This window comes from Mesorhizobium sp. M1428, assembly GCF_040317515.1.
Classification (GTDB): domain Bacteria; phylum Pseudomonadota; class Alphaproteobacteria; order Rhizobiales; family Rhizobiaceae; genus Mesorhizobium.
On record NZ_JAMYKT010000001.1, the window covers coordinates 499400 to 519623 of the forward strand.

The 20224-nt window shown below is 61.8% G+C and carries 20 protein-coding genes; 4 read left to right on the top strand and 16 right to left on the bottom strand.

Annotated elements, in window-relative coordinates; all coding sequences use genetic code 11:
- Window positions 1-28 precede the first annotated feature (28 nt).
- The 3 genes from NKG60_RS02445 to NKG60_RS02455 all read right to left on the bottom strand — a co-directional run bounded on the left by NKG60_RS02445 (window position 29) and on the right by NKG60_RS02455 (window position 2993).
- Window positions 29-442 (bottom strand): VOC family protein, encoded by a 414-nt coding sequence (locus NKG60_RS02445; protein WP_352668835.1) that lies wholly within the window; start codon window positions 440-442, stop codon window positions 29-31.
- Between the two features lie 473 nt (window positions 443-915).
- Window positions 916-1800 (bottom strand): 3-hydroxyisobutyrate dehydrogenase, encoded by an 885-nt coding sequence (gene mmsB, locus NKG60_RS02450; RefSeq protein WP_352665964.1) that lies wholly within the window; start codon window positions 1798-1800, stop codon window positions 916-918.
- A 26-nt stretch (window positions 1801-1826) separates the two neighbouring features.
- The gene (locus NKG60_RS02455; RefSeq protein WP_352665965.1) at window positions 1827-2993 is read right to left on the bottom strand and encodes an isobutyryl-CoA dehydrogenase; all 1167 of its coding nucleotides are present in this window, start codon (window positions 2991-2993) and stop codon (window positions 1827-1829) included.
- A gap of 151 nt (window positions 2994-3144) precedes the next feature.
- On the opposite strand from NKG60_RS02455, the gene NKG60_RS02460 reads away from it, so the two are divergent.
- Window positions 3145-3759: a dimethylsulfonioproprionate lyase family protein gene (locus tag NKG60_RS02460; RefSeq protein WP_352865324.1), complete on the top strand. Its 615-nt coding sequence runs from the start codon at window positions 3145-3147 to the stop codon at window positions 3757-3759.
- Window position 3760: 1 nt separating this feature from the next.
- On the top strand, window positions 3761-5230 hold the full coding sequence (locus tag NKG60_RS02465) for a cobyric acid synthase (protein ID WP_352665967.1): 1470 nt from the start codon (window positions 3761-3763) through the stop codon (window positions 5228-5230).
- Here NKG60_RS02465 and NKG60_RS02470 read toward each other — a convergent pair.
- The 3 genes from NKG60_RS02470 to NKG60_RS02480 all read right to left on the bottom strand — a co-directional run bounded on the left by NKG60_RS02470 (window position 5227) and on the right by NKG60_RS02480 (window position 6821).
- Window positions 5227-5649, bottom strand: a complete 423-nt coding sequence (locus tag NKG60_RS02470; RefSeq protein WP_352640468.1) for a VOC family protein — start codon at window positions 5647-5649, stop codon at window positions 5227-5229. The two genes, NKG60_RS02465 and NKG60_RS02470, sit on opposite strands and share 4 nt — an antisense overlap.
- 73 nt (window positions 5650-5722) lie before the next feature.
- Entirely contained in the window at window positions 5723-6550 is an 828-nt protein-coding gene (locus NKG60_RS02475) for a helix-turn-helix domain-containing protein (protein WP_352665968.1), read from the bottom strand.
- A gap of 100 nt (window positions 6551-6650) precedes the next feature.
- On the bottom strand, window positions 6651-6821 hold the full coding sequence (locus tag NKG60_RS02480) for a hypothetical protein (RefSeq protein WP_023676480.1): 171 nt from the start codon (window positions 6819-6821) through the stop codon (window positions 6651-6653).
- Window positions 6822-7021: 200 nt separating this feature from the next.
- On the opposite strand from NKG60_RS02480, the gene NKG60_RS02485 reads away from it, so the two are divergent.
- Window positions 7022-7447, top strand: coding sequence for a tellurite resistance TerB family protein (locus tag NKG60_RS02485; RefSeq protein ID WP_352666076.1), 426 nt, complete (start codon window positions 7022-7024; stop codon window positions 7445-7447).
- 556 nt (window positions 7448-8003) lie between these two features.
- Here NKG60_RS02485 and NKG60_RS02495 read toward each other — a convergent pair.
- From NKG60_RS02495 to NKG60_RS02535, 9 genes are all read right to left on the bottom strand, one after another.
- Window positions 8004-8798, bottom strand: a complete 795-nt coding sequence (locus NKG60_RS02495; RefSeq protein WP_352865327.1) for a hypothetical protein — start codon at window positions 8796-8798, stop codon at window positions 8004-8006.
- 234 nt (window positions 8799-9032) lie between these two features.
- Window positions 9033-9515, bottom strand: a complete 483-nt coding sequence (locus NKG60_RS02500; RefSeq protein ID WP_352665969.1) for a hypothetical protein — start codon at window positions 9513-9515, stop codon at window positions 9033-9035.
- Window positions 9516-9675: 160 nt separating this feature from the next.
- Window positions 9676-11313 carry an RHS repeat-associated core domain-containing protein gene (locus NKG60_RS02505; RefSeq protein ID WP_352973994.1) on the bottom strand — a complete coding sequence of 546 codons (1638 nt, stop codon included), beginning with the start codon at window positions 11311-11313 and terminating at the stop codon, window positions 9676-9678.
- 152 nt (window positions 11314-11465) lie between these two features.
- The gene (locus NKG60_RS02510; protein WP_352665971.1) at window positions 11466-11831 is read right to left on the bottom strand and encodes a hypothetical protein; all 366 of its coding nucleotides are present in this window, start codon (window positions 11829-11831) and stop codon (window positions 11466-11468) included.
- Between the two features lie 67 nt (window positions 11832-11898).
- Window positions 11899-13521 (bottom strand): ABC transporter ATP-binding protein, encoded by a 1623-nt coding sequence (locus NKG60_RS02515; RefSeq protein ID WP_352865332.1) that lies wholly within the window; start codon window positions 13519-13521, stop codon window positions 11899-11901.
- Window positions 13518-14387, bottom strand: coding sequence for an ABC transporter permease (locus tag NKG60_RS02520; RefSeq protein WP_352973997.1), 870 nt, complete (start codon window positions 14385-14387; stop codon window positions 13518-13520). The genes NKG60_RS02515 and NKG60_RS02520 overlap by 4 nt, the downstream gene beginning before the upstream one ends.
- Window positions 14384-15331, bottom strand: coding sequence for an ABC transporter permease (locus NKG60_RS02525; protein WP_352973999.1), 948 nt, complete (start codon window positions 15329-15331; stop codon window positions 14384-14386). The genes NKG60_RS02520 and NKG60_RS02525 overlap by 4 nt, the downstream gene beginning before the upstream one ends.
- A gap of 256 nt (window positions 15332-15587) precedes the next feature.
- Window positions 15588-17066 (bottom strand): ABC transporter substrate-binding protein, encoded by a 1479-nt coding sequence (locus NKG60_RS02530; protein WP_352865338.1) that lies wholly within the window; start codon window positions 17064-17066, stop codon window positions 15588-15590.
- A gap of 129 nt (window positions 17067-17195) precedes the next feature.
- A complete protein-coding gene (locus NKG60_RS02535; protein WP_352865340.1) occupies window positions 17196-18485 on the bottom strand; it encodes an acetylornithine deacetylase/succinyl-diaminopimelate desuccinylase family protein in 1290 nt (429 codons plus the stop codon).
- A gap of 222 nt (window positions 18486-18707) precedes the next feature.
- Here NKG60_RS02535 and NKG60_RS02540 point away from each other — a divergent pair, with 222 nt between their 5' ends.
- Window positions 18708-19136 carry a L,D-transpeptidase gene (locus NKG60_RS02540; RefSeq protein ID WP_352666077.1) on the top strand — a complete coding sequence of 143 codons (429 nt, stop codon included), beginning with the start codon at window positions 18708-18710 and terminating at the stop codon, window positions 19134-19136.
- Between the two features lie 95 nt (window positions 19137-19231).
- Here the strand turns inward: NKG60_RS02540 and NKG60_RS02545 are convergent, their stop codons facing one another.
- Window positions 19232-20224 carry a lipid A biosynthesis lauroyl acyltransferase gene (locus NKG60_RS02545; RefSeq protein WP_352865342.1) on the bottom strand — a complete coding sequence of 331 codons (993 nt, stop codon included), beginning with the start codon at window positions 20222-20224 and terminating at the stop codon, window positions 19232-19234.

The following is a 20224-nucleotide window of genomic DNA, read 5'->3' on the forward strand; positions in this document are numbered from 1 at the left end:
TGTTGGCGGTATCGACGACCACGCGTGATCACTGGCCCGCCTTGACACCGATGACGTGCCCCTCCGCGTCAGTGACCAACATCCCTTTCGATTGGTCCAAGATCACAACTATGTTGCCGAAAGGATCGCGGACACGGGCGCACCGTCCGACCGCGATCTCGAATGGCGGTTGCACAGCCTCACCGCCGGCCGCCAAGAATTCCTCAAACGCGTCATCCACGTTATCGACCAGAATGTCGGTCTCGGGACCGATATGAAGATGGACAACCAGCTCCGCATCGGTTTCCGGCAGCGCAAAGCCAGCGGCTTCATCGTCCCGCCAAACGAGGGCATGACCGAGCCGATCCCTATAGAACGATACGGCTGCATCGAGATCGCTCACGCGCAATAGATGATTATCGAGCTTGCGGAATAATGGTCTTTTTCGAGGCTCGTGCGCCATTGCGGGACCTCAATATGTGAAGAGATTCGTGCGGCCGTATAGCCTTTAACGAAATAGTCTTCGAGACTATGTCTGCAACCGGGTTGCCTTCAAGCTTCGAGCCCGCCCGGTGGAAATGGTGGCGAGCCGAAATTCATGTGGAGGTCGTGAGCGGAAATTCAAACTGAGACAGCACGGAAGGGCCGCGTCAGCGACGCGGCAATCGGAATATAGCCCGACGACATGGTGAAAATGCAAAAACCGCGCTCCATCGGAACGCGGCTTTGCCAGATACGCATGGCGCTTCGCCAACAATACACTTGCGAAACTTACGGGCTCCGGTACGCGAGACCTGATCCGGAGCGCCGGGCGGATGTCCGCCTCGCAATCCGTTTTAAACGCACATCGTTACTGCAGGGTTAGCAAGAGCTTAAGCAAACCTAAATTTGCCGACTTTCCGCTTTGGGCAGATCGAAAACCTGTGAACTTGGAGCTTATACCGGGTCACCACGGAGGAAATTAATGATGCCGGAAAAATCGGCGCCGGCATTTCCTTGCGCGTTGAACAGCGCATAAAGCTGGGCTGCCTCCGCGCCGAGTGGCGTTACCGCACCGGCGCTCAGTGCGGCCTCCTGCGACAGTTTCAGGTCCTTCAGCATCAGTGCCGCCGCGAACCCGGGCTTATAGCCATTATTGGCGGGCGATGTCGGCACCGGGCCGGGCACCGGGCAGTAGGTGGTCAGCGACCAGCACTGGCCGGACGACGTCGAGGCGACATCGAACAGCGCCTGGTGCGACAGGCCGAGCTTTTCCGCCAGTACGAAGGCCTCGGCAACGCCGATCATCGAAATGCCCAAAATCATGTTGTTGCAGATCTTCGCCGCCTGTCCGGCGCCGTCGTCGCCGCAATGAACGATGCGGCCAGCCATCGGCTTGAGGATTGGTTCGGCCTTGGCGAAGGCGTCCGTCGAACCGCCGGCCATGAAGGTCAGCGTGCCGGCTGCCGCACCGCCCGTGCCGCCGGAGACCGGCGCGTCGATCGACAGCAACCCATGCTTGGCGGCGATGGCATGGGCATTTCGGGCCGACTCGACGTCGATGGTCGAGGAATCGATGAACAGCGCGCCTTTTTTCGCCTTGGCCGCGATGTCTGCGTAAACCGACAGCACATGCTTGCCCGCCGGCAGCATGGTGATGACCGCATCGGCATCCTTCACCGCTGCAACGGCATTGGCCATGATGACGACGCCGTGCTCCCTGGCGATGACGAGGTTTTCCGGCACCAGGTCGAAGCCGTGGACGGCATACCCGGCCTTGACCAGATTGGCGGCCATCGGATTGCCCATATTGCCGAGGCCGATGAAGGCGATGGTGGTCATCGTTTTTCTCCCGGTATTTGCTGGCTTTACCGTCCGATCAGGGCGCGAGCGATGATGACGCGCATGATCTCGTTGGTGCCTTCGAGGATCTGGTGGACGCGCAGGTCGCGCACCAGCTTCTCGATGCCGTAATCGTGCAGATAGCCATAGCCGCCATGCAGCTGCAGGGCGTCGTTGGCGATATTAAAGCCGGTGTCGGTAACGAAGCGCTTGGCCATCGCCGACCATTTCGAGGCATCCGGCGCCTTGTGGTCGAGCTTCGAAGCGGCGGTGTAGAGGAAGACGCGCGCTGCCTGCAGTTCGGTCTCCATGTCGGCGAGCTTGAACTGCAGCGCTTGGAACTGGTTGATCTTCGACCCGAAAGCCTTGCGTTCGGCGGTGTAGGCGAGCGCCTTGTCGAGCGCCGATTGCGCGCCGCCGAGCGAACAGGCGGCGATGTTCAGCCGGCCGCCATCGAGCCCGGCCATGGCGATGCCGAAGCCGGCGCCTTCAGCCGACAAAAGATTTTCGGCCGGCACCTTGCAATCCTCGAAGACGACCTGGCGGGTCGACTGCATGTGCCAGCCCATCTTGTGCTCGTTGGCGCCGAAGGAAAGGCCGGGCGCATCGTTCGGCACGACGAAGGTGGAAATGCCCTTCGGCCCGTCGGCGCCGGTGCGCGCCATGACGACATAGAGGTCGCTGTCGCCGGCACCCGAGATGAACTGCTTGACGCCGTTCAGCACATAGTCACTGCCGCTTTTGACCGCGCGCGTCTTCAGCGCCGCCGCATCCGAGCCCGAGCCCGGCTCGGTCAGGCAGTAGCTTGCCAGCCATTCCATCGAGGTCAGCTTCGGCAGGAAGCGCCGGCGCTGCTCGTCGCTGCCGAAGCGGTCGATCATCGATGCCGCCATGTTGTGGATCGAGATGAAGGCGGAAAACGCCGGATCGGCCCGCGAAAGCGCCTCGAAGATCAGCACGGCGTCGAGCCGGCCGAGCCCTGAGCCGCCGACATCGTCGCGGACATAGATGCCGCCAAGGCCGAGCGGGCCTGTCTCGCGGATCACATCGGCGGGGAAATATTTGTTGCGATCCCAGTCGAGCGCATTCGGCGCGACGCGATCAGCGGCGAAGGCCTCGGCCATCTCCTGGATGGCGCGCTGGTCCTCGTTGAGTTCGAACTGGCTGGTGCCCGCATCGACAGCGGCGTCCATGGCGTGCTCCCTGATGTTTCCGGCCTGCTGGCCTGTCGTTTTTGGCTTTGCGCGCAGTCCAATCTAGACCAATGATGCCGCCGCGCAACCCGACCGTCTCGATCCAATTATCTGGGCAGCCGCTGTGCGCGAATGTGCTTTGGAGCAATGTGTGACGACAAATTTCGACGAACTGCTTGGACGCTTCCAGGCCTATCTCCAGACGTTCGACGATGCGCTGGTGCGCGACGCCGTGACCCGGATCGGCTGGGACATGCCGGGTCGGCCGCTCGAGCCGCATGCACTGCCTTGTCTCGTCCAGCTTGACCGTATCGTCGAACTCGCTCCCGCTGCGGCCAAGCCGTTGGCGCGGCTGGTTGCGGAGCGTCGCGGCGATCTGCACTGGGGCCAGACCTATGGCGAGGCGGATTTCGGCGGGATTTTCGTGGAGAATTACGGCTGGCTGGAGGTGTTCGGCACACGCGGCCATTTCGTCAATGAAGAGGTCGCGGGCGGTCTGCTGATCCTTGGACCCGACATCGTCTACCCCGACCATCATCATGTCGCGGAGGAGATCTATATCCCGCTGACCGGCGGCGCCGAATGGCGCATGGGCGATGGCGGTTTTCACCTTCGATCGGCGGGCGAGGTGATCCACCATGCCTCTGGCGTCAGCCACGCCATGCGCACCGGCAGGGAGCCGCTGTTGGCGCTTTATCTCTGGCGCGGTGGGCCACTGGCGGCCAAGTCGACGATCACCGGAACCGTTGCGCAGGGCAGGGGCTGATATGGCCAAAGCGATCATGCTGCAGGGCACGGGTTCGGATGTCGGCAAGACGGTGCTCGTCGCCGGCCTATGCCGCGCGGCGAAGAAGCGCGGCTTGAAAGTGCGGCCGTTCAAGCCGCAGAACATGTCGAACAACGCCGCTGTCGCCGATATTCCCGGCGGTTCAGGCGGTGGCGAGATCGGCCGCGCCCAATGGCTGCAGGCAATCGCCTGCGGCGTGGCGCCGACCGTCCACATGAACCCGGTGCTGCTCAAGCCGCAGACCGATGTCGGCGCTCAGGTCGTCGTGCAGGGCAAGGTGTTCGGCGAGGCGCGGGCGCGCGACTACCAGGCGCTGAAGGGCAGGCTGATGGACGCGGTGCTGGACTCCTGGGCGACGGTCGGCGAGGACGCCGATCTGGTCATTGTCGAGGGCGCGGGATCGCCGGCGGAGATCAATCTCAGGAGCCGCGACATTGCCAATATGGGCTTTGCGACGCGCGCCGGCGTGCCGGTGATCCTGGTCGGCGATATCGATCGCGGCGGCGTCATTGCCTCGGTCGCCGGCACCCACCTGATCCTGCCGGACGAGGACCGGCGCATGATCGTCGGCTATCTCATCAACAAGTTCCGTGGCGATGTCTCGCTGTTCGACGATGGCATCGAGGCGATCGAAAAATTCACAGGCTGGCGCTGTTTTGGTGTGGTGCCGTGGCTGAAGGCGGCGGCGCGGCTGCCATCTGAAGATTCCGTCGTGCTCGAACGGCTGGCGTCAGGCGAGAAGCGCGCACTGAAGGTCGCCGTGCCGGTGCTCTCGCGCATCGCCAATTTCGACGATCTCGACCCGCTCAAGGCCGAACCGCAGGTCGAGGTGGTGTTCGTGCCGCCTGGCCAGCGCTTGCCCGAAGATGCAGGGCTGGTGGTCATTCCCGGCTCGAAGTCGACGATCGGCGATCTCCTGAAATTCCGCGAGAACGGCTGGGACCGCGACCTCGCCGCGCACAGGAAACGCGGTGGCCATATCGTCGGCGTTTGCGGCGGGTTCCAGATGCTCGGCCATGTCGTGCGCGATCCCGATGGCATCGAGGGCAGCGTTACCGAGGCGCAAGGGCTTGGCCTGCTCGACGTCGAAACGGTGATGGAACCGGAAAAGACGGTGCGCAATGTCAGCGCGCGCTCGGTGCCGTTCGATCTGCCGCTCGAGGGCTACGAAATCCATCTCGGCCGCACCACCGGTCCCGACGCGCTGCGGCCGTCCGCCGTCATCAACGGCATCGATGACGGCGCTATCTCGGCCGACGGCAAGGTGCTGGGCAGCTATATGCACGGTCTGTTTTCCGCCGATGCCTTCCGGGCGAAATTCCTCGAAAGCCTCGGCGTCAAGGGCGGCGGCATCGACTACCGCGCCGAGGTCGACCGGGCACTGGACGAGATCGCAGCCGAACTGGAAACCCACCTCGACTGCGACGCGATTTTCGGGCTGGCGCGTTAGCTGGCGGCTTCGTCGGCCTTCGGCCAGTAGGTGCCGAACGACCAGACATTGCCTTCCGGATCGCGGCAGATGAATTCGCGGCTGCCATAGTCGCGGTCGGTGAGCTCTTCCAGAATCTCGGCGCCGGCGGTTTTTGCCCGCGCGTATGCCGCGTCGGCGTCAGCGACCGCGACATAGATCGACTTGCCGCCGCCCGAGCCGGGCGCGCCGACCATCTTTCCATAGGCATCGTCGCGGGCCGTGCCGAGCATGATGATCGAGGAGCCGAATGCGAGTTCGGCATGGTGCACCACGTCGCCTTCGCCATAGCGGGCGCGGACGCTGAAGCCGAAGGCCTCGCATAGCCAGTCGATCATTTTGCCGGCATTTCTGTAGCGTAGCGCCGGGTAAAGCCGCGGTGCTTCGGTGGTGTTCGGCATGGCTGATCTCCTTCGCTGTGTTGGTCGATCAACCCAGTCTGGGCGAAGGCCGGTCGCGCGTCTTGAAGAAATGTTACCTCACGGCGACAGTCGTCGGCGTGACGCCTGCGAGGTCGCGAAACTCGCGCACCAGATGCGCCTGGTCGGCATAGCCGCAGTCGGCGGCGATGTCGGCCCAATCGCTGCTGGCCTGTCTCGACAGGCCAAGCGCATGGTTGAAGCGGACAATTCGCGACAGCGTTTTTGGGCCGGTGCCGACCGCGTCCGAAAACTTTCCGGTAAGATGCTTGCGGCTCCAGCCAAGCTTTTCGGCCAGCGTCGAGATGCGGATCCGCCCACGCGTCGAGACGATCGTCTCATAGGCCCAGACTATGTCGGCTTGAGTGCGGTCTGCGGTTGCCAACCGGTTCGCGACGAAGGCCTCGGCGATGGCGAAGCGTGAGCTCCAATCCGGCGCATTGCCAAGCCTTTCGCGAAGCGCGATGCCTTCGACGCCGAGCACGTCATCCAGGCCGACCATGCGGTCAGTCAGTTCGCTCATCGGCCGGCCGAAGAAACGACGGGCGCCAAGCGGGGTGAAATTGATCTGCACACAGCAGGCGCCGCCGAAGGATTCGATCACCACCGGGCCGGCATAAAGGCCGGCGGCAAAACTGGCGAAGCGGTCATTGTCGCTCGGGTCCTTGCCGAGCCCGATGGCAAAGGGTTCGGCAAAGCTGATGACCAGCGGCACGGTCAGCGAGGCATATTCGACGGCGCGGAAATGGCCTGGAATGGTTTCGCGAAAGCCGCATATGTCGGTGACGGCGCCCTGAAGCCGATGACTGGGCGCGCGCCGCACCATCTCGAACCGATCGAGCCCTGGGCCGTCGTGGCGGCTGCCGTCTTCGCTGGCGGGCATGTGCTTTCCCTCGTCCAGGAATTCTAACAGACCATCCTGCAGAATCAAAAGCGCCCGGCTTTTGGCCGGGCGCTCCGAGTTGCCTGAGATTCTGAATTGTTTAAGCGCCGCGCATCAGGCAGCCGGCGGCCAGCACGATGTAGGCGATGACGACAATCCACGCGGCATTCAAAGGGATGAAAGCAAGAACGCCAAGCGCGGCGAGAACGCCGATGATGGCGATGACAAGGGATATGATGAAAATAAGCTGGGTAGGCGCACTGAGATTCATGTTCGGTCCCTCCTCAACATGATTCGTACAGCGGCATAGTATCAGTCGCGCGGTCACACACCAATGAGCCCACGCAGCGGGCTTATCGGATTGGCCGGCAGTTTCCGGCGAGAAAATATGGCGGGTTCCACCATTCGACCCCGTTTGCGCAAAGCCGATTCCGCGCTACCTTCCCGACGAATCGGAAGGGGCTGACGGCGATGGGATTGCTGGACCAGATACGCTCGATCTTCGATGGCGACCCCGGCGTGCGCAAGGTGGCGGACGATCCGGTGCTGTCGGCGGAGCTGCTGATGCTGTTCCGCATGATCCTGGCCGATGGATCGGTCAGCGAAAGCGAAATGACCGCCTTCAGGCGCATCTGCCGGGACGCCTTCGGCATTCCCGAAACCAGCATCGACAGCGTCATCGAATATCTCAACGAGTTCGGCTACGAGACCAACGGCTCGCAGGCCATCGCTCAGTTTCGCGACCTCGACATCGAACGGCGCAAACTGCTCGCCCGCCACATGGCAGAGATCGCCAAGGCCGATTCGCAACTTGCCGGGAGCGAGATGCAGCTGCTGCGCCGCACCCTCGAACTGCTCGACATCAGCCCGGCCGATGTGGTGAAGTCGCAAGGCTGAGGCAGCAGCAGAATTGTGGCGCCCCTTGGCCGTGGTGACGCGGTTCAGCCAGCGGCGGGTCGGCGAATAGGTGAAGGACGTCTTCACCCCGTTGGCATAGGTGATCTCCTTCGTCTGGCCGTCGGCCTCGTAGATGGTCGAGGTGATGAAGCCTGAAGCCGAGAGCAGCTTGTTGCCGGCCGTATATTGCAGCGGGGCGGCCGCCGTGCCGAAGTCGAGCTGCACCGGCAGGTACTGGGTGCGCAGCGTCTGACCAGACGCATCGCGCACGCTGGTCGTGGTGTGGGTCAGCGTGCCGATCGTGACGTCCTGGCGAGCGAGTTTGGCGAAGCCGTCATATTTGTTGCTTTGCGTGGCGGCAGGGTTGGTGGAGGTGGTGAGCTGGCCGACATTGTAGAAGCCGGCCGCTGCCTGGTCGTAGGTGTTTTGCGTCAGCGTCACCGCGCTGCCGCCGAAGGGCGTTGCCGTCTTCAGGGTCAGCCGGTCCATCTGGTCGTAGGCAAGCGCGGAGACGGTGGCGCGCGCGTCGGTCTGGCTGGTCAGCCGGTTGGCGGCGTCATAGATGTACGACCATGAGCCGAGATCGGGATCGGTTGCCGAAAGCCGGTTGCCGACCATGTCGTAGCTGTAGGACCAGTTCGAGCCGCCGGGATCGCTGACCCCGACCAGCCGGCCAAGGACATCGTAGCTGCGGCCCTCCGCCGAGATCGCGCACGATCTGCACGACATCGCCGCGCGTCGAGGACACGGCTTTCGACTGGCGCGTGGTCGTCGCATTGATCTGGTCGGTCTGGGTGACCGCGTAAAGCCGCGGATTAGTCCCCGTGCCGGTGTCGAGGCTGTGGGCGAAGATGGCCTGGCTGGCATCGGCATAGAGGGTTTTTACCAGCCGGTCGTTCCAGTCGTAGCTGTTCGTCGTCCACTGCGCTGTGTCGCCGACAAAGCGCGGGAAGGCGGTGCGCAGGACATTGCTACGCAGGTCAAAATCGGTATCGGCGATGCGCTTGGCGCCGGCCACCGTCTCCCCAGGCGTTTCCACCCGGTAGACCCGGCCAAGCCCGTCATAATAGGAGCGGGTAAAATCCTCGCCGGCGCCATTGGGCAGCGGCGTCAGCTTGGCCAATGCCTGTGTCGCCGGATTGCCCTCGTTCTCGAAACGCGTCTTGGCATAGGCGCCGGTGATGCTCTGCGAGACCTGGTAGGGCCGGCAGAACGGATCGTAGGTGAAGGTCTTGATCAGGCCGTTGAAGTCGGTCTTCGCCGCCGGCAGCCCGCAGACCGTGTTGTAGGTGGCGGTCGAGACGAAGCGGGTGTCGGCGCTCTGGCCGCCGGTGGCGAGGGAAAGCCGCAAGGCCTGACCAACCCTTGATCCCTATGAGTGCTTGATCCTTACGGGTGTATGGCGCGATCGTTCTCGCAGCCAAGCGTGAAGAAACGGGTGCGGTTCAAAACCTGCCGCTGAGGGAAGGAAAAGAAAGATGCAAATTGGCGGCTGACGTCGCCAAAACGTTCTGCGCGCCCTTGACGAGGGGCCGGCTAATGGGTGTCACCGTAATTCATGAGGATTTACCGGAATTCTACCGGTCTACTTCTTCAGAAAATCCTCTATGCTTTTGTCTTCAAATCTGCACAGCATGTATTCGTCGTGTGAGAAATAAATCCAATTGAATTCATTAAATATAAGAGCCGAGTCCCATCCTGAATAGAATGATACACAGAAAAATGCATAAATCTTTTCGAATTCAAATCTCGAAAAGACAATTCCTGGACGCTCAGCGGGAAAATGTCTTGTGTAGTGTCTCCATAGCAGCTGAGATAACTTCTCGTCTTGTTGATACGGCCATACACCGATACTGTCAAAGAAAGCTATACACTCATCGAACGCGCTACTATTTTCTTCTAAAATAATACGATAAGTAGATAAAATTCTATTTGAAACGTAAAATTTATCGATATCACTTATTTTTGTTGAACCGCCGCGGGTTAATAACGTACGAACGTCTTCTCCTTTACCTCCTAGGCGTCTTTGAATCAACGATTCGCAATCGGTTTTGCTCAGAAAATTCATAGTTACGGCTCACGTTTGAGGGAGATCTATTGTTGTCCATCAAATTCCTCTTGTTGCTGCATCGTCATCATGAGCATATTGTTAACACCTGGGATGGCTATGGGTGATAAATCTAATCTGTCCTCACGATCTGTAGTCTGGATCTGTCCAGCCCCACATTTCACCCCCCCCGCTTCATCATCTCCATTAGCGGACCAATTGGGACAACTAGCATTGGTCCTTCGAAAGGACCACGAAATGGTCCAGGTGGACGAGTGTGAGCTTGTTCTTTCGACAGCGGGACACCCCATCTGCTGTATCTTTGACGAGATCCCAATGGGTTTTGTTTTGTAGGCTGGGTTTGTACGTCCCAGTGCTGGTCTTTGACGTCCCAACTGGCACTATAGCGCGTATCGCCAACCTTGGTAGTCCAAGTGCCACCCCTCGAATTGGGAGCGTCTGGGCTCCATCTCCAATTAGCGCCTGGGAAGATCGCATCCGGAGGCACACGTGCTTGTGTTGGAGCGATCGCTGGGCCAGCAACCTTGACTGAGCCCTGAGATGCCTTCTTCTTACCCGTTACCCCCGGGAAATTATCTTCCGCATCCTTGGCAGCATTTGCAAGTCCGTCCTTGTGATCTGTGGCATCACCTGCTTGGTTGCCGCCGCCAGCTGTGGGCGCATCAGCATCTGAATCTCGCGGTGAGGTCGGAGTGGCATGCCCATTTTGATCACTCTTGTTGACCGGATCGTTCTGGGCGTAGGCATACCGGTTGGTGCCGACGCCCGGCAGCGTCGGATCCCAGTCATCGGGCGAGATGAATCTCCCCAGCAGCGGGTCCATGTACCGTGCATTGAGGTAGAGCAGGCCTGTCTCGGGGTCGAAGCGTTCGCCGATGTAGCTCTTCTGCGTCTGGAAGCCGGTGTTGAGGCGTTCTCCGTAGGTTGCGTAGTTGGTCTGTTCGGCGACGGCGCCGGTGGCATCGGTGACCATGCGCACCGAGGCCAGGTGATCGCGGTGCAGGAAGGCTTTTACCGTGCCGGTGACCTTGACGTCGGGATGGGGATAGCGGGTGTAGATTTCTGCCCCCGGCGTCGCCGGATTGATCTCGACCGAGGCGTCGGGATAGAGCGTGGTGGCGACGGATGAGGTCTTTTTGGCTCGGCTGCCATCCGGGCCATAGAACAGCGACACGGTGCTGGCGGCCTGGGTGACGGTCTTCAGCCGGTTGGCCTCGTCCCAGGCGAGCGTCCTGGTGCCGTCGGAGGTCATGTTGCCGTTGGCGTAGGTGAGCGTCTTGACGCCGACCGCGGTCGGGGCATGCGGACGCGGCGCTGTCGCCGCCGGGTAAACATAGGTGCCGGCAACCCGCGTGCGCGAGGTCAGATTGTCGTTGGCGGCGTAAACAAAAGTCTCGTCGAGCGTGTTGTTGCCGAGATTATCGCCTAGGGTCAGCCGGTCGGCCTTGTCGTAGCCATAGGTCCAGCTGTCGGAAGCCGTCAGCCCCGTCGTGCCGGTGATGCGGCCGAGGAGATCGCGGGCATATTGGTCGTCGAGCAGGATCGTGGCGCCCTTGGCGGTGGTGACGCGGGTGACCCAGCGCCGGGTCGGCGAGTAGATGAAGGACGTTTTTACGCCATTGGCATAGGTGATCTCCTTGGTCTGGCCGTCGGCCTCGTAGATGGTCGAGGTGATGAAGCCTGAAGCCGAGAGCAGCTTGTTGGCGGCCGTGTATTGCAGCGGGGCGGCAACCGTGCCGAAGTCGAGCTGCACCGGCAGATATTGGGTGCGCAGCGTCTGGCCGGAAGCATCGCGCACGCTGGTCGCGGTGTGTGGGTGAGCGTTCCCAGCGTGACATCCTGGCGGGCGAGTTTGCCTGTCACCGTAATTCCTGTCACAGAATTACCGGGTGCAGTGCCAATTCTGTCACCGTAGTTCCGACAATTTTGACCCGGAGCCAGACTTGCCGATCAGGGAAGGTGCTCGAGTGCGTTTGACCCAAGGCGGCGGAAAGTAACTTGCTCCAGTCTTTCAGCTTCTATTTCGACAGAGATGTATGCGCCGACGTCTAATTTTATCTCGAGGGTACCTTGATCGAATTCAACTGAAACGATGCTTGCCCCAATCAGATTCCAAAGGATTGGCAGTGAGCCACTGTGTTTTACAACACCGTACTTTGAAAATTCATCCGAGCGATAGATTTGAAAGTCAACGTTTAAACCAATGGAAATCCAATTTCCAGAATCCCTTGATAACGCTTCAATCACAACCGAATACAATTCGATTCTAATCAAAGCTATTTCGGTATTCTCAACCCACGGTATCTGAGTACTCATGGAAACCTCAAGGAGTCGAACGGATCCAACGGATAGTGGGCAAACGGGCTTTGAGTCGCGAAGCTGCTCACCCCTGTTCCTGCAGCCTTTTCGCAATTGCCCGATGCAAATCGGGGGCGGCGGCGACCAGCGCCTTGGCGGCTTCGGATTGCGGGTGGTCGAGCACTTCGCTCGTCCTGCCGCGCTCGACGATCTTGCCGTCATGCATGACCATCACTTCGTCGGTGATGGCGCGGGCGACGGTCAGATCATGGGTGATGAACAGATAGGCGATGCCGAGTTTCTGGTTGAGCTCGGCGAACAAATCGAGAATCTGGGCGCGGATCGAGACGTCGAGCGCCGAGACCGGTTCGTCGGCGACGACCAGCTTCGGCCGGGTGATGATGGCACGGGCGATCGACAGGCGCTGGCGCTGGCCGCCCGAAAACTCGTGCGGGTATTTGTCCATGTCGCCTGGTGAGAGGCCGACCTCGTGCAGCGCATGCGCCACCATCTCGCGCCGCGCGGCGGGCGCCGGCTTCTTCTCCAGCACATGCAGCGGCTCGGCCACCAATCTCTCGACCTTCTGGCGTGGGTCGAACGAACCATACGGGTCCTGGAACACGACCTGCATGTCGCGCCGCGCCGGCTTCAGCTCCGCCTCGCTCTTGCCGGTGAGGGTGTCGCCACGGAAGCGGATCGTACCGGCCGTCGGCTTGTCCAGTGCCAGAACCATGCGGGCAAGCGTCGACTTGCCACAGCCGGAACGGCCGACGAGCGCCACCGACTGGCCGGGCGCCATGGAGAAGGAGACATCGTCGACGGCGCGGATGGGAGCTGCGCGTTTCAACAGCGATATGCGGCGTCCCGGATAGTCGCGCGTTACGCTCTCTACCTGAAGCAGCGGTTTGGCCGATCCGCTGTCATGTGTGCGGGCCCGCGCGGGCACATGCATCGAGGCCTGCGCCAGTTGGCGGGTATAGGGATGAAGCTGTTCGGATAGCGTGCGGGCCGTATCGCCGGCCTCCATCACCTCGCCATGGCGCAGAATGGTGATGCGGTCCGCCATCTCGGTCACCACCGCGAGGTCGTGCGAGATGAGCAGAAGACCCATGCGGTTTTCCGCTACGAGATCGCGCAGCAGGTCGAGGATCTGCGCCTGCAGCACCACGTCGAGCGCCGTCGTCGGCTCGTCGGCAATCAGCAGCTTGGGTTTCAGCGCACAGGCAATGGCAATGACGACGCGCTGGCGCTGGCCGCCGGAGAGTTCGTGCGGATAACGCGACAGCGGGAATTGTGCTGCCGGCAGGCCGACCCGGTCGAGCATCTTTCGCGCCCGTTCCTCGGCGTCGGCGCGGCTCGCCCTGGTGTGCCAGCGAATACCCTCGGCGACCTGCTCGCCGATGGTCTTGACCGGATTGAGCGCCGCCATCGGCTCCTGGAAAACCATGCCGATGTCGTCGCCGCGCAGTGCGCACATCTGGTCCTCGCTGGCGGCAAGGATGTTGATGCCGTCGAAGGTGATGCGTCCGCTGGTGTGCGCCGCCCAGGGCAGAAGCTGCATCACCGTGAGCGCCGTCATCGACTTGCCGGAGCCGGATTCGCCAACCAGCCCCATCACTTCGCCGGCCGCGACGGAAAGCTCGACGCCTCTGAGGATAGCGGTGTCGCCGATGGTCAGCGACAGCTTGTCGATTTCGAGCAGGCTCATCGCTGCCGCCGCGATTTCGGATCGAGAATGTCGGCAATGCCGTCGCCAAGCAGGTTCAGGCCAAGCACGGTGACGACAATCGCCATGCCCGGAAAGATCGCCATCCACGGCGCCACCACCATGCGCGTCTGGGCGTCGAACAGCATGCGGCCCCAGCTCGGCATCGGCGGCTGGGTGCCCAGCCCGACATAGGAAAGCCCGGCTTCGGCCAATATGCCCAGCGCGAACTGGATGGTGCCTTGCACCAGCAGCAGCGTGGCGATGTTGGGCAGCACATGTTCGATGCTGATCAGCGTCCTGCTCTTGCCGGAGGCGCGGGCGGCGAGGATGAATTCGCGCGGCCAGATCGCCAGGGCGCCGGCCCGGGCGACGCGCGCGAACACCGGGATGTTGAAGATGCCGATGGCAATGATGGCGTTGAACGCGCCCGGCCCGAAGATGGCGGTGATCATGATTGCCGAAAGCAGCGCCGGAAAGGCAAAGACCAGGTCGTTCAGCCGCATCAGCACGTCGTCGACGAAGCCGCCGCGCGCAGCGGCAAAGGCGCCGAGCGGCACGCCGATGCCCATGCCGATGCCGACCGCCACCAGCGCCACGGCAATCGAGTTGCGGGCGCCGACCATGATCATCGACAGGATGTCGCGACCGAAATGGTCGGTGCCGAACCAGTGCGCCAGCGATGGCGCCTGGGTCTTGTCGGAAATGACCAGCCTGGTGACGTCGTAAGGTGTCCACAAGAAGGAGATGATCGCGACCGCGGCCACCAGTGTGGTGATGACGAAGCCGGTAAGGAACGAACGGTTTTTGAACGCCTTGGCCAGGATGCTGGCAAGGTTCTCGTCGGGGATGTCGATGTGCAGCGTCATTGCCGGCCTCTCAGGCGCGGATCGACCACCGCATAGGACAGATCGACAATGAAATTGACGACGATGACGGCTGCAACCAGCAGCATGACGACGTTCTCGACCACGATCAGGTCACGCTGGTTGATTGCCTGGAACACCAGCCGGCCGAGGCCGGGCAAATAGAAGACGTTCTCGATGATGATGGTGCCGGCGAGCAGGAAGGCGAATTGCAGGCCTAGAATGGTGACCACCGGGATCATGGCGTTGCGCAGCGCATGCCGCCACAAGACAAGGCGGTAGGGCAGGCCCTTGGCGCGGGCGGTGCGGATGTAGTCCTCGTTCAGCACTTCGATCAGCGCCGAGCGGGTGACCCGGGCGAGGATCGCCGCCTGCGGCAGAGCAAGTGCGACCGCCGGTAAAAGCAGCGATTTCAGCGCCGGCCAGACGCCGGCGCCCCAACCGGGAAAGCCGCCGCCAGGCACCAGCCGCAGCCAGACGGCGAAAAGATAGATCAGCATCAGCGCAAACCAGAAATTTGGCACGGCGACGCCAAGCTGGGCGGCACCCATCGCGATCGTGTCGCCGGTGCGGCCGAGCCGGCTGGCGGAAAACAGCCCGACCGGAATGGCAATGACGGTGGACAGCGCCAGCGCCATCAGTGCCAGCGGCAGCGAGACGACGAGGCGCTCACGGACCAGATCGATGACCGGCACCGAATAGGTGTAGGAACGGCCGAAATCGAGGCTCAGCAAGCCGCCGGCCCAATGCAGATAGCGCAGCACGACGGGAGCGTTGAGACCCATCTGGTTGCGCAGCAATTCGATCTGGTCGGCACTGGCGTTCAGGCCAAGCATCAGCCGCGCCGGGTCGCCGGGAATGATCTCCAGCACGGCAAAGACCACGATCGAGGCCAGAACCAGCGTGACGACGGCGATGGCGAGGCGCTTGAGGAGATAGGCGGTCATGGACGTTGATGAACCGCTGTGTTGCCGGACGCAAAAACCGGGCGAAGCTTGCGTTCCCGCCCACCCCCCTCTGTCCTGCCGGACATCTCCCCCTCAAAGGGGGAGATTGGCAGTTTCCACGCCGGCGCTGCCCTTACAACGCTAGTGGTTGGCGAAAGCAGCGGTGAGGGCTCGATCTCCCCCCTTGCGGGGGAGATGTCCGGCAGGACAGAGGGGGGTGGGCGGGAACGCAAGCTTCGCCTCTTTGCCCAGCGCCTCAATCCGTCCACTTCACCTTGGTCAGGTCGTTGGCCTGGATCGGGGCGTTTTCCCATAGGCCCTGCAGTTTGGCGTCCCAGACGCCGACCTTCGGCAGCTCGTAAAGGAAGCCGACCACGGCGTCATCGGCCAGGACCTTCTGCGCCTCGCCGAGCAGCGTCATGCGCTTGGCTTCATCGGAGGTAAGGTTCAGCTCGTCGATGATCTTGTCGAAGGCCGGATTGTCGTAGTTGAAATAATAGTCCTTGCGCGAATAGATATCGATGTCGTTGGGCTCGGTGTGGGAAACGATGGTCAGGTCGTAATCCTTCTTGGTGAAGACCTGGTCAAGCCACTGCGCCCATTCGACTGGGATGATCTCGAGATCGATGCCGACTTCGCGAAGCTCGGAGGCGATAATCTCGCCACCGAGCCGCGCATAGGAGGGCGGCGGCAGCTTGAGCGTCGCCTTGAAGCCATTCTCCAGGCCGGCTTCCTTCAGCAATTCCTTGGCCTTCTCCACATTGTGCGGGTAGAGGCCGGTGAGGTCGACATAGGCTTTGCTGGCGGGCGACATGTGCGAGCCGATCGGCACGCCGAGGCCGGCCGAGGCGCCGTCGATGATCGCCTTGCGATCGAGCGCAAAGGAAATCGCCTGCCTGACCTGCAGCTTGTCGAAGGGCGGCTTCTTGTTGTTGATCGACAGGATGGTTTCGCCCTCGGTCGAGCCGATCACCACCTTGAAGCGCGGGTCGTCCTTGACCTGGGCGACGCTGTCGGGGTCGAAGAACGGAAAGGCCTGGACGTCGCCGGAAAGCAGCGCCGGAACGGCGGCGGCAGCATCCGGAATGATGCGGAACTCGGCCTTGTCGAGAAATACTGGGGCGCCCCAGTAATTGTCCGACTTGACCAGCGTGATCGATGAGCCCTTGGCCCAGCTCTGGAACTTGAACGGGCCGGTACCGATCGGTTTTTCCTTGTTGGTGTCGGCTGTCTCAGGCGCCACGATAACCGCGTCGCCCCAGCCCATATTGTAGAGAAACGAGCCTTGCGGGTTCTTCAGCGTGACCGTCACCGTCGTGGGGTCGACGACCTCGACCTTGTCGATGGCGGCGAACAGGCCCTTTTGCGCGTTGACGGAATTGTCGGCGCGGGCACGATCGAGCGAGAATTTCACGTCGTCGGCGTTGAAGTCGCTGCCGTCATGGAATTTCACGCCGGTATGCAGCTTGAAAGTGTACGCCTTGCCGTCGTCGGAAATGCTCCAGCTTTCGGCGAGATCGGGCAGCACTTCGCCGTTCGGGCCGATGCGGGTCAGGCCCTCGAAGACATTGGCGTAGAGCACCTCGTCGATCGCCGCGGCGGCACCCGCGGTCGGGTCGAGATGTGGGGGTTCGAGCGTAATTCCGATGACCAGGTCGGTGCGCGCAGCCATCGCCGAGGTTCCGGCGGCCAACACCAGCGCCGCGGCGGCCAGGATGGTTTTCCACAATTTCATCGTTCAACTCCCCATATCTAAAACACGTGCTCAAACCCGGGCGATAGAAGCGTGAATTCGCCGCCGAGTAAATTGCGTTTCGTACCGTCCGCAGACGCCGGGAGGAATGTTTTTCCGCCCATGGCCGGATCATCGCGGGCCGGCGCCCCTCAGCAGCACGTCGAGGCCGATCGCCATCACCTTTGCCGAGTCCAGCATGTCGGCAATGCCGACCCATTCGTCGGGCCGGTGGGCGAGGTCGAGAATGCCCGGGCCATAGGCGATGCAGTCATAGATGTGGCCGATGCGGGCGATGTGCTTCTGGTCGTAGGTGCCGGGCGAAATCACATAATCCGGCTCGCGGTCGAATATCTCCATGATGCCTTGCGCGACCGCCTTAACCACCGGCGCATCGCGCTCGGTCATCAGCGGCAGCACCTCCATCAGATCGCGGATTTCGTAATCGAACTTTTTGCGCTCGCGCTTCAGCAGTTCCAGGATTTCGGTCACCTCGCTCTTGACCGTAGCGAGATCCTCTTCGAGCAGGAAGCGGCGGTCGATGGTCAGCCGGCAGGAATCGGGCACGTTGGGCGAGGGCAGGCCGGGCCGGAAATCCTCCGTCTGGCCGCCATGGATCGAGTTGATGTTCATGGTCGAGCGTTTTGCGCCTTCGGGCACGACCGGCATGCGCGTCATCTTGCGGTCGAGAGCCGGAAACAATTCGTCCTCGAAGGCCCGCAGCACGGCGCCCATATGGCGCACAGCATTGTCGCCGAGGAACGGCATCGAGCCGTGCGCGATCTCGCCCTTGGTCTCGATCTCCGCCCACCAGACGCCGCGATGGCCGAGGCAGATGCGGTCCTTGTTGAGCGGCTCGGGAATGATGACGTGGTCGACCTTCGGCCTGGAGAAATAGCCGAGCTTGGCCAGATGGGCGACGCCGCCAAAGCCGCCGGACTCCTCGTCGACCGTGCCCGAAATCTCGATGGCGCCTGAAAAATCGGGAAAAACCTCCATGAAGGCTTCAGCGGCGATGATCGAGGCGGCAAGCCCGCCTTTCATGTCGCAAGCACCGCGGCCATAGACCTTGCCATCCCTGACGATGCCGGCGAACGGATCGAGGCTCCAGCCGTCGCCGGGCTCGACCACGTCGATATGCGAATTGAAGTGCACGCAAGCACCCGGCGCCCGGCCATCGAAACGGGCGACGACGTTGACGCGCGGATAACGGTCAGTGTCGCCGGGCGTGCCTTCGGCACGAATGAATTCGATCTCAAAACCACGCTTCTTCAGCCGCGCGCCGATATATTCGGCACACGGCCGATAGGCTTCGCCGGGCGGATTGATGGTCGGAAAGCGGATCAGATCCGCAGTCAGTGCAACCAGATCATCGGCTCGGTCATCGATAGCCTTGAGGAGCCGTTCGTTCGGTTCGTTCATTCGGCGAATTGAGCAGCGGATGAGGCGGTTTTGCAAGCCCGATGGCGAATTGCCAGGCGATTGCGTGTCGTTACGGCAACTATTGCGGGAAATCGTTCAAATTCGCTGCTTTGGATTGGTGAAATCGTCAGGGAGTAGGTGTTAGCTCGCTGGCTTGCCATCAAAACGCTGGGGAACAGCGTGACGGCAGGCAGGCAAGGGGCATCAAAGGGGTTTGATTGCGTGAAAAATACTGTTCTCATGGCAGCGGCATTGATGGCGATGCTGTTCGGTTCGTCGTTCGAGAGCCGGGCGGCCAGCCTGGTCGCGAACATCGATATTTCCTCACAGACGATGACGGTAAGATACGGGCTTTCGTATTACCGGTGGAGCGTTTCCACCGCCCGCAAAGGCTACGTCACGCCGCGCGGCAGCTATCGTCCACAGCGGACGGCCCGGATGTGGTATTCGCGCAAATACGACATGTCGCCGATGCCATATTCGGTGTTCTTCCGCGGCGGCTATGCCATCCACGGCACTGGCGCGATCCGGCAATTGGGGCGCCCGGCATCGCATGGCTGCGTGCGCCTCCACCCCAGCAACGCTGCCGCGTTCTATTCGATGGTGCGCAAAGCCGGCTTCGGCAATACGCGGATCCTCGTGACGAATTAGGGCCTGCTCCTCGGCCCGCAATAAAAAACCCGCCGCATAGCTGCCGGCACAAATCAAGAACAAAATAGGGCCGGTGCCCAAAAAGATCGTTCCGCTCAGGCGGCTTTGTCGCGCACTGTCGCCGGCCGACGCTTTTTGCGGCCGCTGATCTCCCAGCGCTTGTGGAACCACATCCACTGGCCGGGGTCTTCGCGCACCCAGCGCTCGACCACGTCGTTGAGAAGCTGGGTGGTGGCGCGGACGTCGACACTTCCGCCGGCGGTGCGTGGCAAGGTGAGCCTGTCCTCGATCTCGAGCCGGAAACGGTTGTTCGGCAGGCGCACGCAGCGCGCCGGGTAGACATCGCAATCGTAGTGCCGCGCCAGGGTGCCGAGAACCCGGTTGCTCTCGCACGGGCGGCCGAAGAATGTCGTCTCGAGCCCGCCGGTGAATTTCTGGTCGACCAGCACGCCGATATTGCCGCCTTTCTCCAGGATGGCCGCAAGCGCGAACGAGGCACCGGTCGAAGACGGCAGCAGCGATCCCATGCTCGAACGGCGGGTCGAGAGGATGTAATCGGCGAGATAAGGGTTGTTGGGCGGGCGAAACAGCGCCGTGATGTTCATGCCGAAGGTCGCCGCAGCCACCGGCAGCAGTTCGAAATTGCCGAGATGCCCGGTGAAGACGATATGCGGCTTGTCCTCGCCGGCGATGCGCACGAAATGCTCCACGCCCTTGACCTCGACGCGGCCCGGCTTCGTCGCAGTGGGATCGTAGTCGAACAGAGCATCGAGAAAGATGTATTCGGCGGCCAGGCGGGCCATGTTGCCCCACATGTCGGAAGCGATCGCCTCGATCTCGGCATCGCTTTTTTCCGGATAGGCCTTGCGCAGATTGTCGACAGCAACCTGATGGCGCTGCACCCAAGGGCCGATGCGGCGGGCAGCGCGGTCGGCGAAATTGAGCGCCCGGTCGGGCGGCAGCAGGCGCAGCGAGGAGATGATGATCATCGCGACGCGCGCGACCAGCCAGTAGTTGAACTGGCGAAGCCGCCTGCCATAGCGGAATCCCACGTCTCTGCGGATCTTCCTGAAGGCGTTGCCGATCAT

Coding starts and splice junctions, on each gene's coding strand:
- NKG60_RS02445 (WP_352668835.1), bottom strand. CDS start 442: ATGGCGCACGAGCCTCGAAAAAGACCATTATTCCGCAAGCTCGATAAT.
- mmsB (WP_352665964.1), bottom strand. CDS start 1,800: ATGACCACCATCGCCTTCATCGGCCTCGGCAATATGGGCAATCCGATG.
- NKG60_RS02455 (WP_352665965.1), bottom strand. CDS start 2,993: ATGGACGCCGCTGTCGATGCGGGCACCAGCCAGTTCGAACTCAACGAG.
- NKG60_RS02465 (WP_352665967.1), top strand. CDS start 3,761: ATGGCCAAAGCGATCATGCTGCAGGGCACGGGTTCGGATGTCGGCAAG.
- NKG60_RS02470 (WP_352640468.1), bottom strand. CDS start 5,649: ATGCCGAACACCACCGAAGCACCGCGGCTTTACCCGGCGCTACGCTAC.
- NKG60_RS02475 (WP_352665968.1), bottom strand. CDS start 6,550: ATGCCCGCCAGCGAAGACGGCAGCCGCCACGACGGCCCAGGGCTCGAT.
- NKG60_RS02480 (WP_023676480.1), bottom strand. CDS start 6,821: ATGAATCTCAGTGCGCCTACCCAGCTTATTTTCATCATATCCCTTGTC.
- NKG60_RS02485 (WP_352666076.1), top strand. CDS start 7,022: ATGGGATTGCTGGACCAGATACGCTCGATCTTCGATGGCGACCCCGGC.
- NKG60_RS02500 (WP_352665969.1), bottom strand. CDS start 9,515: ATGAATTTTCTGAGCAAAACCGATTGCGAATCGTTGATTCAAAGACGC.
- NKG60_RS02510 (WP_352665971.1), bottom strand. CDS start 11,831: ATGAGTACTCAGATACCGTGGGTTGAGAATACCGAAATAGCTTTGATT.
- NKG60_RS02515 (WP_352865332.1), bottom strand. CDS start 13,521: ATGAGCCTGCTCGAAATCGACAAGCTGTCGCTGACCATCGGCGACACC.
- NKG60_RS02520 (WP_352973997.1), bottom strand. CDS start 14,387: ATGACGCTGCACATCGACATCCCCGACGAGAACCTTGCCAGCATCCTG.
- NKG60_RS02525 (WP_352973999.1), bottom strand. CDS start 15,331: ATGACCGCCTATCTCCTCAAGCGCCTCGCCATCGCCGTCGTCACGCTG.
- NKG60_RS02530 (WP_352865338.1), bottom strand. CDS start 17,066: ATGAAATTGTGGAAAACCATCCTGGCCGCCGCGGCGCTGGTGTTGGCC.
- NKG60_RS02535 (WP_352865340.1), bottom strand. CDS start 18,485: ATGAACGAACCGAACGAACGGCTCCTCAAGGCTATCGATGACCGAGCC.
- NKG60_RS02545 (WP_352865342.1), bottom strand. CDS start 20,224: ATGATCGGCAACGCCTTCAGGAAGATCCGCAGAGACGTGGGATTCCGC.